Source organism: Roseateles sp. SL47, assembly GCF_026625885.1.
Lineage (GTDB): Bacteria > Pseudomonadota > Gammaproteobacteria > Burkholderiales > Burkholderiaceae_C > Roseateles.
Map to the genome: position 1 here is coordinate 4,710,002 of NZ_CP113068.1, position 15,623 is coordinate 4,725,624.

Consider the following 15,623-nt stretch of genomic DNA (forward strand, 5'->3'; position numbering starts at 1 on the left):
TAGATCGACAACGAGCGCCTATGGGCGCACCGCCCATAGTCACGGAGCTTCAAAGATGGCATCGCTCATTACCAACCTGTCCACCGACCAGATTCAGACGCTGACGTCCGCCACGCTCGCGCGCCTGACCAGTGAGGACTGGGCCGCGTTCACCACCGATCAGTTCCAGGCACTGACCACCGACCAATTTGCGTCGCTGGGCACCAAGGCCGTGTCCTTGTTCACGACGGCCAACATTGCGGTCATCGAATCCGATGACCTGCGGGCCCTGAGCACTGCGGCCGTCCGGACACTGACCACCGAACAGCTGAATGCGCTGGGCTCGGACCAGTTCGGCGCCATGACCACGCGCCAGGTCGGCTCGCTGACCACACAACAGGTGCGGGGCCTGGAGTCTGATGACCTGAATGCGTTGGGCTCCGACCAGATTCGCTCGCTGAGCAGCCAACAGGTGGCCGCCATCTCCACCGCGCTGATCAGCACGCTCGCTTCCGATGACCTGCAGGCCCTGAAGACCGACCAGATCCGCGCCCTGAGTTCCTCGCAGGTCGCCGCCATCTCGACCGACGGCGTGGCCGCCCTGACCACTCAGCAGGCTGCTTCGATTTCCAGCACCCAGGCAGCGGCCCTGAATTCCGACCAGGCCGCCGCGCTGACCTCGGACGCCGTCAAGGCCCTGAGCACCGCCGCCGTCCATGCGCTGGGCACCGACCAGGTCGGGGCGCTTGATTCCAATCAGGTGGCCGCGCTGACCACCCAGCAGATCGGGGCGCTGACCACGGCGCAGATCCGCCAGCTCAGCAGTGACGACATCTCGGCGCTGGACACCACCCAGATCCGTTCCATCACCACCCAGCAGATCGCTGCCCTGAGCACCGACCAGATCGGTGGCCTGGCCAGCGAGGATGTCCAGGCGCTGTCCACCGCCCAGGTGCGCGCCCTCAGCTCCAGCCAACTGGGCGCCCTCACCTCCGATTCCATCGAGGCGATGAGCTCCAGCCAGATCGGCGCCCTCACCTCCACCCAGGCCAAGGGCCTGAGCACCGACCAGATCGCCGCGATCAGCTCGGAAGACATCAAGGCCATCTCCACCGCCACGCTGCGTTCACTGACCACTGACCAGGTGCAGGCCCTGGGCTCGGACCAGGTGGCGGCGATGACCTCCACACAAGTCGGTTCGCTGACCACCGCCCAGGTGCAGGTGCTCTCCACCGATGAACTGAATGCGCTGGACAGCAGCCAGATCCGCGCCCTGGGCACCGCCCAGATCGCCGCGCTCTCCACCGACCAGGTGCAGGGCATGGAAAGCGCCGACGTGCAGGCGCTGACCACCGGCCAGATTGCTGCCCTCAGCTCCGCCCAGGTGGCGGCGCTGTCCACCGACGCCATCGTGGCCCTGACTTCGGGCCAGGTCGCGTCGCTGACCAGCAAGCAGTTGCTGGGCCTGACCACCGACCAGGTGGTCGCGATTGAATCCGGCGACCTGCGCGCCATGTCCACGAATGCCCTGCGTTCGTTGACCACCGCCCAGTTTGATGCCCTGAATTCCGACCAGGTCGGCGCGCTGACCACCCAGCAGGTGGCTGCCCTGACCACTGGTCAGGTGGCCGCCATGTCCACCGACGACCTCAATGCCCTGGGCACCGGCCAGATCCGCGCCCTGGGCACCGCCCAGGTGGCCGCGCTGACGACCGACCAGGTCCACGGCATGGAAAGTGCCGACCTGCAGGCCCTGAGCACCGGTCAGGTCCAGGCCCTCAGCTCGACCCAGATGGCCGCGCTGACGACCGACAACGTCGCCGCGCTGACCTCGGCCCAGGTGGCCACCCTGAGCACCAAGCAGATCTCCGGCCTGACCACCGACCAGGTGGCCGCCATTGAAACCGGTGACCTGCGCGCCCTGTCCACCGGCGCCATCCGCTCGCTGACCACCGACCAGTTCAATGCCCTGGGCACCGACCAGGTCCAGGCCCTGAGCACCGGCCAGGTGGCGGCGCTGACCACCGCCCAGGTGGCCGCGATGTCCAGCGACGACCTGAATGCCCTGGGCAGCTCGCAGATCCGTGCGCTGGGCACCGGCCAGATCGCGGCCCTGACGACCGAACAGGTCCAAGGCATGGAAAGCGCCGATGTGCAGGCGCTGACCACCAACCAGGTCGCCGCCCTCAGCTCCACCCAGATGGGTGCGCTGTCCACCGAGAACATCGCCGCCCTGAGCTCCACCCAGGTCGCGGCGCTGAGCACCAAGCAGATTTCCGGCCTGTCCACCGACCAGGTGGCCGCCATCGAGACGGCCGACCTGCGTGCCCTCTCCACCGGCGCCATCCGCTCGCTGACCACCGACCAGTTCGACGCCTTGGGCTCTGACCAGGTCGCCGCCCTGACAACCGGCCAGATTGCTGCGCTGACCACCGGCCAGGTGGCCGCCATGTCCAGCGACGATCTGAATGCGCTGGGCAGCGCGCAGATCCGCGCCCTGGGCACTGCCCAGATCGCCGCGCTGACGACTGACCAGATCCACAACATGACCAGCGAGGATGTTCAGGCCCTGACCACCGCGCAGGTGCAGGCCCTGGGCTCGGCACAGATCGCCGCGCTGGCCACCGACAACATCGCCGCGCTGTCCTCCTCGCAGGTGGCCGCGCTCGGCACCAAGCAGGCCGCCGGCCTGACGACCGACCAGATCGGCGCCATCGAAACCGGCGACCTGAAGGCCCTGACCACCAACGTCATCCGCTCGCTGGACAGCAGCCAGCTGGATGCCCTGGGTTCCGACCAGGTGGCGGCACTCAATACCGCCCAGGTGGCGGCGCTGAGCACCACCCAGGTCAGCAATCTCTCCAGCGATGACCTCAACGCCCTGACCAGCGGCCAGATCAAGGCCCTGTCCACCGCGCAGGTCGCCGCGCTGACCACCGCCCAGGTCAGCACCATGACCAGCGAGGATGTGCAGGCGCTGAGCACCAACCAGATTGCGGCCCTGAGCTCCGCCCAGGTCGGCGCCCTGTCCACCGACAACATCGCCGCACTGAGCTCGTCCCAGATCGCTCCGCTGAACACCAAGCAGGTGGGGGGCCTGACGACCGACCAGGTCGGCGCCATCGAAACCGTGGATGTGAAGGCCCTGAGCACGCAGGCCCTGCGCGCCCTGACGACCGACCAGATCGGCGCCCTCACCTCCGACCAGGTGGCTGCGCTGACGACCGCCCAGGTGGCGGCCCTGAGCACCGCGCAAGTGGTGGCCCTGGGCAGTGAAGACCTCAATGCGCTGGGCACCGCCCAGATCCGCGCCCTGGGTACCGCCCAGATCGCCGCGCTGACGACCGATCAGGTCCATGGCATGGAAAGCGCCGACGTCCAGGCGCTGACCAGCGGCCAGGTCGCGGCCCTCAGCTCCACGCAGATTGGCGCTCTCTCCACCGACAACGTCGCGGCCCTGACCTCGACGCAGGTCGGCGCGCTGACCAGCAAGCAAGCGCTGGGTCTGACGACCGACCAGATCGCCGCCATCGAAACCGGCGACCTCAAGGCCCTGTCCACCACCGCCCTGCGCGCCCTGGACAGCAGCCAGCTGGATGCCCTGGGTTCCGACCAGATCGCCGCCCTGAGCACGCAGCAGGTCGCGGCGCTGAGCACCAGCCAGGTGTCGACGCTGTCCAGCGACGACCTGAACGCCCTGACCAGCGCTCAGATCAAGGCCCTGAGCACCGCCCAGGTGGCTGCACTGACAACCGGCCAGGTCAGCACCATGACCAGCGACGACGTCGCGGCGCTGACCACCAATCAACTGCAGGCCATGGGCTCCGCCCAGATCGGCGCGCTGAGCACCGACGCCATCGTCGCCCTGGGCTCCACCCAGATCGGCTCGCTGACCACCAAGCAGGTGGCTGGCCTGACGACCGACCAGATGGCCGCCATTGAAACCGGCGACCTGCGAGCCCTGAACACCACCGCCCTGCGCTCGCTGACTTCCGACCAGCTCAATGCCCTGGGCTCCGACCAGGTGCAGGCGCTGAGCACGGCGCAGGTGGCGGCCCTGAGCACTGGCCAGGTGTCCAACCTGACCAGCGACGACCTGAACGCCCTGACCAGCGGTCAGATCCGCGCCCTGGGCACTGCCCAGGTGGCCGCGCTGACGACCGGCCAGGTCAACACCATGGAGTCGGCCGACGTGGCCGCCCTGGCCACCAACCAGGTGGCGGCCCTGAGCTCGGCTCAGGTGGGCGCGCTGAGCACTGAAGCCATCGAAGCCCTGAGCTCCACCCAGGTGGGCGCCCTGACCTCGAAGCAGGTGGCCGGCCTGGGTACCGACCAGGTGGCCGCGATCGAATCCGCCGATGTGAAGGCCATCAGCACCAACGCCCTGGCGTCGCTGACCTCCGCCCAGCTGGAAGCGCTGAACTCCGACCAGATCGCTGCCCTGAGCACCCAGCAGGTGGCCGCCCTGACCACCGGCCAGGTGAGCAACCTCACCAGCGATGACCTGAACGCCCTGACCAGCGCCCAGATCAAGGCCCTGACCACCCAGCAGATCGCCGCCCTGACGACTGCCCAGGTCTCGACCATGACCAGCGACGACGTCCAGGCCCTGGCCACCAACCAGATTGCCGCGCTCAGCTCGGCCCAGGTGGGTGCGCTGGCCACGGATGCGGTGGAAGCCCTGACCTCCTCGCAGGTGGCCGCCCTGACCAGCCGTCAAGTGGCCGGCCTCACCACCGACCAGATCGCCGCCTTTGAAACCGGTGACCTGCGGGCGCTGAACACGGTCGCCTTGCGCGCCCTGACTACCGATCAGTTGCAAGCCCTGAGCTCCGACCAGGTGCAGGCCCTGACGACGGCCCAGGTGTCGTCGCTGACGACCGCCCAGGTCAGCCAACTGGCGACCGACGACTTCGCTGCCCTGACCACCGGTCAACTGCGCGCCCTGACCACGGCCCAGGTGGCCTCGCTCAGCACCGCCGAGCTGGAAGCCCTGGGCAGCGACCAGATCGCTGCGCTGACCACCGGCCAGGTGGCCGCCCTGACCACCGGCCAGATCTCCAACCTGACCAGCGACGACCTGAATGCGCTGACCAGCAGCCAGATCAAGGCCCTGACCACCGCCCAGGTGGCCGCCCTGACCACGGGCCAGGTCAACACCATGGAGTCGGCCGATGTGGCCGCCCTGGCGACCAACCAGGTGGCCGCACTCAGCTCCGCCCAGGTGGGCGCACTGAGCACCGAAGCGATCGTGGCCCTGACCTCCACCCAGGTGGCCGCCCTGACCACCAAGCAGGTGGCCGGCCTGACGACCGACCAGATGGCCGCCATCGAAACCGGTGACCTGAAGGCCCTGACCAGCACCGCCCTGCGGGCGCTGGACAGCAGCCAGCTGGATGCCCTGGGTTCCGATCAGGTGCAGGCGCTGACCACCGCGCAGGTGGCCGCCCTGACCACGGGCCAGGTGAGCAACCTCTCCAGCGACGACCTGAATGCGCTGACCAGTGCCCAGATCAAGGCGCTGAGCACCGCCCAGGTGGCGGCCCTGACGACCGGCCAGGTCAGCACCATGACCAGCGACGATGTCGCCGCCCTGACGACCGCCCAGGTCGCCGCCCTGAGCTCCGGCCAGGTGGGTGCGCTGAGCACCGACGCGGTGGTGGCCCTGAGTTCCGGCCAGATCGCCGCCATGACCACCAAGCAGGTGGCCGGCTTGACGACGGACCAGATGGCCGCCATCGAAACCGGCGACCTGAAGGCCCTGTCTACCACCGCGCTGCGCGCCCTGACCACCGACCAGCTCGATGCCCTGGGCTCTGACCAGATCGCCGCGCTGACGACCGGCCAGGTCTCCGCTCTGAGCACCAGCCAGGTGAGCAACCTGTCCAGCGACGATCTGAATGCACTGACCAGTGCCCAGATCAAGGCGCTGAGCACCCAGCAGGTGGCCGCACTGACAACGGCGCAGGTCAGCACCATGACCAGCGACGACGTCGCCGCCCTGACCTCCAACCAGGTCGCAGCCTTGAGCTCCGGCCAGGTGGGTGCGCTGAGCACCGATGCAGTGGTGGCGCTGAGCTCCAGCCAGGTGGCAGCCCTGACCAGCCGTCAAGCCGCCGGTCTGACGACCGACCAGATCGCCGCCATCGAAACCGGTGACCTGAAGGCACTGACGACCAACGCGCTGCAATCCCTGACCTCGACCCAGCTGGAGGCCCTTGGCTCCGACCAGGTCGCGGCCTTGAGCACGCAGCAGGTCGCGGCCCTGACCACCGGCCAGGTGAGCAACTTGACCAGCGACGACCTCAACGCATTGACCAGCGCGCAGATCAAGGCGCTGACCACGCAGCAGGTGGCCGCACTGACGACGGCGCAGGTCTCCACCATGACCAGCGACGACGTCCAGGCGCTGGCTACCAACCAGATCGCTGCCCTCAGCTCGGCCCAGGTGGGCGCCCTGGCCACGGATTCGATCGAGGCCATGACCTCTAACCAGGTGGCTGCCCTGACCAGCCGTCAGGTGGCGGGCCTCACCACCGACCAGATCGCCGCGTTCGAGACCGGAGACCTGAAGTCGCTGTCCACCGTGGCCCTGCGTGCCCTGACGACCGACCAACTGCAGGCCCTGACCACGGACCAGGTCCAGGCCTTGACCACCGCACAGGTGTCTTCGCTGACGACCGCCCAGGTCAGCCAGCTGGCCACCGATGACTTCGCCGCCCTGACCACCGGCCAACTGCGCTCGCTGACCACCGCCCAGGTGGCCTCGCTGAGCAGCGCCGAGCTGGAGGCCCTGGACAGCGATCAGATCGCCGCACTGACCACCCAGCAGGTGGCCGCCCTGACCACCGGTCAGATCAGCAACCTGGCCAGCGATGACCTGAATGCCCTGACCAGCGCCCAGATCAAGGCCCTGAGCACGGCCCAGGTGGCCGCGCTGACCACGGGTCAGATCAACACGATGGAGACGGCGGATGTGGCCGCTCTGGCGACCAACCAGGTGGCCGCACTGAGCTCCGCCCAGGTGGGTGCGCTGGCGACGGACGCGATCGTGGCGCTGAGCTCGCTGCAGGTGGCCGCCCTCGGCACCAAGCAGGTGGCCGGCCTGACGACCGACCAGATGGCCGCCATCGAAACCGGTGACCTGAAGGCACTGACCACCGTGGCCCTGCGCAGCCTGACCAGCGACCAGATCGACGCGCTGGGCACCGACCAGGTCCAGGCGCTGACCACCCAGCAGGTGGCCGCGCTGACGACCGGCCAGGTGAGCAGCCTGGCCAGCGATGACCTGAATGCCCTGACCAGCGCGCAGATCAAGGCGCTGACCACGGCCCAGGTGGCTTCGCTGACCACGGCCCAGGTCTCCACCATGACCAGCGACGATGTCGCGGCCCTGGCCTCCAACCAGATCCAGGCACTGAGCTCGGCCCAGTTGGGCGCGCTTTCCACCGAGGCGGTGGAGGCGCTGACCTCCACGCAGGTGGCCGCACTGAGCGCTACCCAGGTGCTGGGCCTGACCACCGACCAGGTGGCTGCGATCGAGTCGGGTGACCTCAAGTCCCTCTCGACCTTGGCGCTGCGTGCCCTGACCAGCGAGCAACTGGAAGCGCTGAACAGCGACCAGATCGCCTCGCTGACGACCAACCAGGTCAACTCGCTGACGACGGCCCAGGTGTCCAACCTGACCAGTGACGATCTGAATGCCCTGACCAGCAGCCAGATCCGCGCGCTGACCAACAGCCAGCTGCAGTCCCTCACGACGGCGCAGGTCTCCACCATGACCAGCGACGACGTGGCGTCCCTGACCAGCAGCCAGCTGCAGGCGCTGAGCTCGGCCCAGTTGGGCGCGCTTTCCACCGATGCCATCGTGGCCCTGAGCTCGACGCAGACGGCCGCGCTGACCTCGGCCCAGGTGGATGGTTTGACCACCGACCAGATGGTGGCCTTCGAGACGGCCGACCTGCGCGCCTTGAGCACGCTGGCCATCCGCTCGCTGGACAGCGCACAACTGGAAGCGCTGGATTCCAACCAGATCGCCGCGCTGAGCACGCAGCAGGTGGCCGCCTTCTCGACGCTGCAGGTCAGCCAACTGGCGACCGACGACGTCGCGGCCCTGACCTCGGCCCAGGTGGTGGCCCTGAACTCGGCCCAGTTGCAGGCCTTCACCACCGACCAGGTGGCGGCGCTGGACACTGGTGACCTGGCCGCGATCAGCAGCGCCAACATGGTGGCCTTCGGATCGGCCGACTTCGAAGCCTTCAGCTCGGATCAGATCCATGCGCTGACGGCCTCGCAGTGGGGTGCGGTGAGCAGTGGGCAGATCGTGGGCATCGAGACGGCTGATATCGGCGCGATCACCACGGCCGGCATCCATGCCCTGAGCACCGCCGCCGTGCATGCCTTCGGCACCGACCAGATCGCCGCACTGACGACCGACCAGGTGCATGAGTTCTCGACCGCACAGATCCGCGCCCTGGGCACCGACCAGATCGCGGCCCTGACGACCGACGACATCACGGCCCTGACCAGCCAGCACATCTCGACGATGACCTCGGCACAGATCCATGCGCTGACCACCGACCAGATCGTGGCCTTCGGCTCTGAAGACATCCAAGCACTGACCTCGGTGCAGGTGCAGGGCCTCTCGACCGAACAGATCATGGCGATGAACTCGGATCAGTTCATTGGTTGGGACACGCAGGATCTGGCCGCGCTGAACATGGAGCAGTCGCTGGTGATCACGTCGGAGCAGATGGCCGGCTGGTCGAATGCCCAGCACAACGCGGTCTTCCTGTCCACGCCGATCATGCTGGACCTGGATGGCAACGGCATCCAGACACTGTCGGCCAGCCAGGGTGTCAACTTCGACCTCACCAACACGGGTCATAACGACAAGTGGGGCTGGGTCGGCGGCAACGACGGCCTGCTGGTGATGGATCTGAACGGCGACGGCCAGATCAACAACGGTGGCGAACTGTTTGGTGCGGGTACCGTGGTGAATGGCCAGAAGGGTGCCGACGGCTTCACCGCCCTGGGCACGCTGGACAGCAACCAGGATGGCCACATCAACGCCACGGATGCCAACTACAGCAAGCTGCAGGTCTGGGTGGATGCGAACCACGACGCCAAGACCGACGCGGGTGAGCTGAAGACCCTGGCGGAGCTGGGCATCACCGACCTGAACCTGAATGCCACGAAGGGCACGGAGGTGCAGAACGGCAACGTGTTGGGTCTGGTGTCGAGCTACTCGACGGCGGACGGCACCACGCACGAGATGACGGACGTGTGGCTGGCCAAGGATGGGGCGGTGCAGGGCACGTCGTCCAGCACGGCGGCTGCGCCGAGCCTGGATGATCTGCTGGCGAGCCCGAGCACCAACCTGCTGGGGGAACCCGCCACGTCGGCGACCGGTACACCGGCCACCACGTCGGTGACCACAGCCACCACCGGCACGGTCAGCAATGACCTGCTGGCGGCGATCGCGAAGCCCAAGCTGGACGAGGAGAATGGTAGCGCGCCGTTGATTTGAGCCCCCGGTGGATTTGAGCCCCCGGCTGGCCGCGCCTAGGGCGCGCCCATCCGCCCCCCGAGGGGGCCACGGGCCGCCTTTGGGAGCGGCCCGGCGGCGGCCCGCTTCACTTACTGAGAGCCCCACTTGAACGGCGCTGCGCGCGTTCAAGTGACTTGGTGAGTGAAAGGAGCGGTGAATGAGGGGCTGAGGTTTGGTGCGTTTCGGCCGGAGAGGGGCTGAGGCTCAGGGGTCCGTTGGGGTGACGCTTTGGGCGTTCGAGTGACTTTGTGCGTGAAAGAAGCGGGGAACTGGGGAGCGTTGCGAGGTCGGGCGCTTTACGATTTGTCGGGTTTGCTTGTATGCCAGGATTGAATGGCCACCTTTGATGTCTCAGCGCTGACCCCGGAACAGATCGGCGCACTCACCACCACCCAGCTCAATACGCTGACCGGTGAGGAGTGGGCGCTGCTGACCGCCGCCCAGGTGGTCGGGCTGACGACCTATCAGGTGCATGCCCTGACCGCACGCCAGCTGAATTCGCTGGCGTCAGGGCAGTTGTCCGCGATGGAGCTGAGCGATGTGCAGGCCATCAGTACGGCCGCCATCCGCACGCTGAGCACCCTGACGGTGCAGGCATTGACCTCGGATCAGGTCCACGCACTGACCACCGAGCAAGTACCCGCACTGACGATCGACCGCCTGCGCCGACTGGACAGCAGCCAGTTCAGCGCCCTGGACAGCACCCAGATCCAGGCACTGACCTCCGTGCAGGTGCGCGGCCTGGGCAGTACCCAGATCGCCCTCCTGGCCACCGACGAAGTGGCCGCCCTGACCACCTTGCAGGTCAAGGCCATGAATACGGTGCAGATCGGCGCCCTGAGCACCGATCAGCTCAACGCGATGGATACCGCCCAGATCAGTACGATCAGCGGCAGCCAGAGCAAGGGCCTGAGCTCCGACCAGCTCAACAATCTGAGCGAAGACGCACTGCATGCCCTGAGCACCCAGGCAGTGCGCAACCTCACCACCTCCACCGTCTCGCACCTCAGCTCCGAGACGTTGGTGACCCTGGACTCCCGGCAGATCGGCGCCCTCACCAGCCAGCAGTTCCGCACCCTCAGCACCGACAACCTGGCCGCGCTAACCACCGAGCAGATGAGCGCGGTAAGCACCTTGCAGATCAAGGCGCTGAACACCACCCAGGTCGCCGCACTGGAGGCCGAAGACCTCGGCGTGATCGGCAGCAAGGGCCTGCGCGCCCTGGATTCCAGCCAGTTGGCCGCATTGAGTTCGGACCAGTTGAACGGGCTGACCCCGCAGCAGGTGTCCAGCCTCACCTCGCTCCAGCTGATCGGCCTGCATTCCGAGCAACTGCCTTCCTTCAGCACCGACGAGCTGCGGTCACTGAGCAGCGCCGCGCTGGCCGGACTGCGGCCGGATGTGCTGGCCGCCATGGATCCCGAGCAACTGGCCGCCCTCAAGACGGTGCAGATCCAGGCGATCACCACCCGGCAACTGGCAGCCTTCGACACCGATGATCTGGCCGCACTCTCCACCGAGCAGATCCATGCACTGACCTCCGGCCAGTTGGCTGCCCTGTCCGGCAGCCAACTGCATTCGCTCAGCACCGACGACCTCGCCGCCCTGAGCAGCACCGCCTTGAAAGGCCTCAGCGGCGCGCAACTGGCCGCCCTGGATCCGGAACAACTGGCCGCCCTCAGCAGCAGCCAGACCGGCGCCATCGGCACCCGCCAACTGAGCGACCTGACCTCCGACCAACTGATGGCGCTGAGCACCGGCGCCATCCAGGCTTTGACCACCCGGGTGGTCGCCACCCTGACGACCGACCAGCTGGACCTGCTCACCACCGATCAGTTGGCCGCGCTGACCACCGCGCAGGTCCGGGCGCTGACCACGGCCCAACTGTCCGCCCTGACGCCGGACGACCTCAACAGCCTCACCACCACCCAGTTCTCGGCCTTCAGTTCCCAGCAGTTCAGGGGCCTGACCACCGAGCAGGTGTCGCTGCTGCAGACCGATGACTTCGGGGCCCTGTCAGGCACGGTGATCCGTTCTCTGAGCACCGCCCAGGTCCAGGCCCTGGACGTCGCCATGGTGGGCGCCTTCACCACCACCCAGGCACAGGTGCTCAACTCCGCCCAGGTCGCCGCCCTGCGGGCCGACCAGGTGGTGGCCATGAGCACCGATGCCCTGGCCGCCATCAACACGCTGGCCATCAAGGGCCTGAGCGCCGACCAGTTCGATGCCCTGGGCGCGGGCGCCCTCACCGCCCTGCGCACCAGCCAGCTGGTAGCCTTGAGTACCGCCCAGGTGCGGGACCTGGACCACGAACAGCTCAACGCGCTGGGCACCAATCATTTCGCGGCGCTGACGTCGTTCCAGATCGCCGCCATCGCCAGCAATGAGATCGGGCAATTGGCCCCGGAAATGCTCGCAGCGATCAAACCGGCCTATCTGGCGGTGCTGGGGTCCACCCAGATCGGCCAGATGACGCGCGAGCAGTTTGGCGCCTTCGGCAGCAGCCAGACCGCCCAACTGAGCACCAGCCAGGTGGCGGCCATGACGCCGGACCAGATCGACGCGCTGTCCAGCCAGGGGGTGATCGGCCTCAGCGTCACCGCAGTGCAGGCCCTGAGCACCGCCCAGATCAATGCATTGGTCGATTCGCAGATCGATGCGATGCGCACCAACCAGATCGCCGCACTGACCACCACCCAACTGGCGGCCTGGTCCCAGGGGGATCTGAATGCAATGAACACGGCGCAATATGCCGTGTTGTCGTCCCGCCAGATCGGCGCCCTGACCACCGACCAGATCGCCAATCTGGAACTGGCCGATGTGGCGGCGATCAGCACCCGCGCGCTGGCCGGCTGGAACTCGGCCCAGATTGCAGCCCTCAGCGGCGACAGCGTGGGCAGCATGACGGACGCGCAGTTGGCGTCCCTGACATCCAAGCAGCTGATGGGCATGACGGCGGACCAGTTGGACCACCTGACGCCCGCGCAGCTCACCAAGCTCTCCAGCACGGCCCTGCTGGGCTTGGGCAGCGACCAGTTTGCTTCGCTGGATGGCGCGCAGATGGCGACGCTGTCCGCCAAGCAGATGGCCGCACTGACCTCCCTGCAGATCGCCGCGATGCCCACCGATGTGCTGCAGGCCCTGACCACCACCCAGTTTGCCGCCCTGCGCTCGTCGCAATTGGCCGCCCTGGACGCCACCCAGATGGCCGCGCTGGAAACCCAGGACCTGGCGCAGCTCCACACCACCGCGCTGCGGGCCCTGAACACCGACCAGATCGGCTGGCTGACCCTGGATCAGATCCAGGCCTTGAATACCGCCCAAGTGGCCGCCCTGACCTTCCAGCAGGCCGCCGCCATGCACACCGACCAGATTGCGGCGCTGGGCACCCATCAGGTGGCGGCCCTCACCAATGTGCAGGTGCTGGCCTGGACCAGTGACCAGATTGCCGCGCTGGACCCGCAGGACATCGCCCTGCTGCCCGGCCGGGCCATCCGCGTGATGGACGCCGGTGACTTTGCCGCGCTCAACACCGATCAGATGCACCTGCTGACCAGCGCGCAGGTGACCGAGCTCACCCTGAGCCAGCTGGCGGGCTTTGCCAGCGAAGATTTTGCGGTGCTCAGCTCGGTGGCCATGAAGGGCTTCAGCTCCACCACGCTGAATGCCCTGGGCACCGACATGGTCGCCGCGCTGGGGTCGGAGCAGATCAACGGCTTGAGCACCCAGGTGCTGCGGGCGCTGCACACCGAGCAGATTGCCGCCATGAACACCGACGCCATCCAGGCGCTGGACAGCCGCGACATCGCGGCCATGACCAGCAGCCAGATAGCGGCGATTTCGTCGGATGGGTTTGCCGTCATGTCCAGTGAGGACCTGACCGCCCTTACCCGCGACCAGGCCAAGGCCCTGACGGTCGACCAGATCCACGCCATCACCAGCGATGCGGTGGTGGGCCTGGAAACCCGCGACCTGGCCGCTCTGAGCATGGATCAGGTGCTGGCCTTCAGCACCGACGCCATCCATGCCATGACCGGCAAGCAACTGGATGCGCTGTTCCTGGCCACCCCCATCATGCTGAACCTGGATGGCGCGGGCATTTCCACCGTGTCGGCCGAGCAGGGGGTGCAGTTCGACCTGAACGGCACCGGCCAGCAGCAGCAATGGGGATGGATGGCCAGCGGCAACGGTCTGCTGGCGCGCGACATCAATGGCGACGGCGTCATCAATTCCGGCGCGGAGCTGTTTGGGACCGGCACGGTACTGGCCAACGGCCAGCATGCGGCCAATGGCTACCAGGCCATGCTGGCGCTGGACACCAACCACGACCACACGCTCACCGCCTCCGATGCTGCGTTCTCGGAGCTGCGGGTGTGGGCGGATGCCAATGGCAACGGCAAGACCGACGCAGGCGAGCTGAAGACGCTTGCCCAGTTGAACATTGTGGAACTGGACCTGAATGCCCAGGCCGGCACCGGCCAGGACAACGGCAATCTGGTCGGCCTCGTCTCCGGCTACAAGACGGCCGACGGGGTCACCCACGAGATGGCGGACGTCTGGTTCGCCAAGGGCGATACCTCGGTGCAGGCGACCGATGTGCTGGCGGCGCCCAGCACCGCCGGCCAGGATGCGGGTGGGTTGCTATCCGATGGTTCCAGCGTGGCCGGCAGTCTGCTGACGGCCACTCCCGCCACCTCGTCCGAGACCCAGTCCGTGCTGGTCCAGGCCGCCGTCCTCAAACGGAACCCGGACGACGACGCCACCGCCGCGCCACTCCTCTGAGGCTCGCTTCGGGGACCCCGCAACAAAGAAGCCTGGAGGGAGCCCGGCTTTTCTTTGCTTGCTGTCCTTCACCGCGGCGACACAATCGGCGCGATGATGCTCCGACCGTGGCCCGTTCACGGGTCCTGGAGCCAACCGGAAGGACGACGCGTTGAAAACTCTGTGCATCGAGGGCTGGCGGGGGGTGAATCACTCCATCGCCATGGTCAACCAGAACCAGATCCTGGAGATGGTGAAAGACTCGCGCTTCCAGCTCTTCCACCGGGACGCGCCGTTTTTCATGCCGCACTGGGACCGCAGCAAGCTGGACTCCGGCTTCTCCCCCGAGGAGCGCGCCATCATCGACGGCCTGGCGGACCCCGGCGAGCAGGTGATGGACACCTGCCTGCGCATCGCCTCACCGGTGCGCCTGGGACGCCCGGAGCTGGCACGGCGCCATCTCACCTTCGTGGTGACCGAATTCGGCCTCAGCGGCAAGAGCTTCGACCCGCCGGACCTGCCGCCGTCGGCCTTGACCCAGGGCGACGACCAGGTCATCACCCCCACCCGCTGGTCCAAGGCCCGGCTGGTGGAATACGGATTCGATCCGGACAAGGTGCAGGTGGTGCCGCACGGCTACAAGACCGACACCTTCTTCCCGATGACCGACGAGCAGCGCCAGCAGGCCCGCCAGGCGCTCAACATCCGCCCCGACGAGATCGTCTTCACCAACGTGGGTGTGGCCACCTGGAACAAAGGCATTGACCTGCTGCTGCTGGCTTTTGCCGAACTGCGGCTGTCCGGCCTGCCGGTGCGGCTGATCCTGAAGGACCACCAGGGGCTGTACGGCATCTCGGTGGAACGGGTGTTTGCCGAAATGGCCGCCCGCGCACCGCAACTGGGTTTGCCGGTGGTGCGAGACGGCATCGCCGTGCTCTCCACCAGCCTGAACCTGCCGCAGATCCGCTCGCTGTATGCCTTGTCGGACGCCTATGTCTCGCCCTACCGCGCCGAAGGCTTCAACCTGCCGGTGCTGGAGGCCATGGGCTGCGGCACCCATGTGATCGTCAGCGGCGGCGGGGCCACCGACGACTTCACCCCGCCCGAGCTGTGCCACCGCCTCTTCACCCGCCCCGGCACACCGGCCGATGCGCCGCAGCCCGTGGGCGGCGCCTTTGTGGTGCCGGACCTGGAAGACCTGCGCGAAGCCATGCTGCAGGTGGTGGAAAAGCGCCTGCCCCCGCCGGCCCGCCGTGAAGCGGCCCGCCAGCGGCTGGCCCAACGCTTCTCCTGGGGTCCGGTGACCCGCCAACTGCTGGACCTCTGCTGAGAA

Annotated in this window: 3 protein-coding genes; all 3 read left to right on the plus strand. The window is 67.4% G+C overall.

The genetic code is table 11. The features are described from left to right. The first annotated feature begins 55 nt into the window (after positions 1-55). The gene (locus OU995_RS20350; RefSeq protein WP_267831939.1) at positions 56-9,508 is read left to right on the plus strand and encodes a hypothetical protein; all 9,453 of its coding nucleotides are present in this window, start codon (positions 56-58) and stop codon (positions 9,506-9,508) included. A gap of 354 nt (positions 9,509-9,862) precedes the next feature. Next, positions 9,863-14,311, plus strand: coding sequence for a hypothetical protein (locus OU995_RS20355; protein WP_267831941.1), 4,449 nt, complete (start codon positions 9,863-9,865; stop codon positions 14,309-14,311). Between the two features lie 151 nt (positions 14,312-14,462). Further along, a complete protein-coding gene (locus OU995_RS20360; RefSeq protein WP_267831942.1) occupies positions 14,463-15,620 on the plus strand; it encodes a glycosyltransferase family 4 protein in 1,158 nt (385 codons plus the stop codon). Positions 15,621-15,623: the final 3 nt, after the last annotated feature.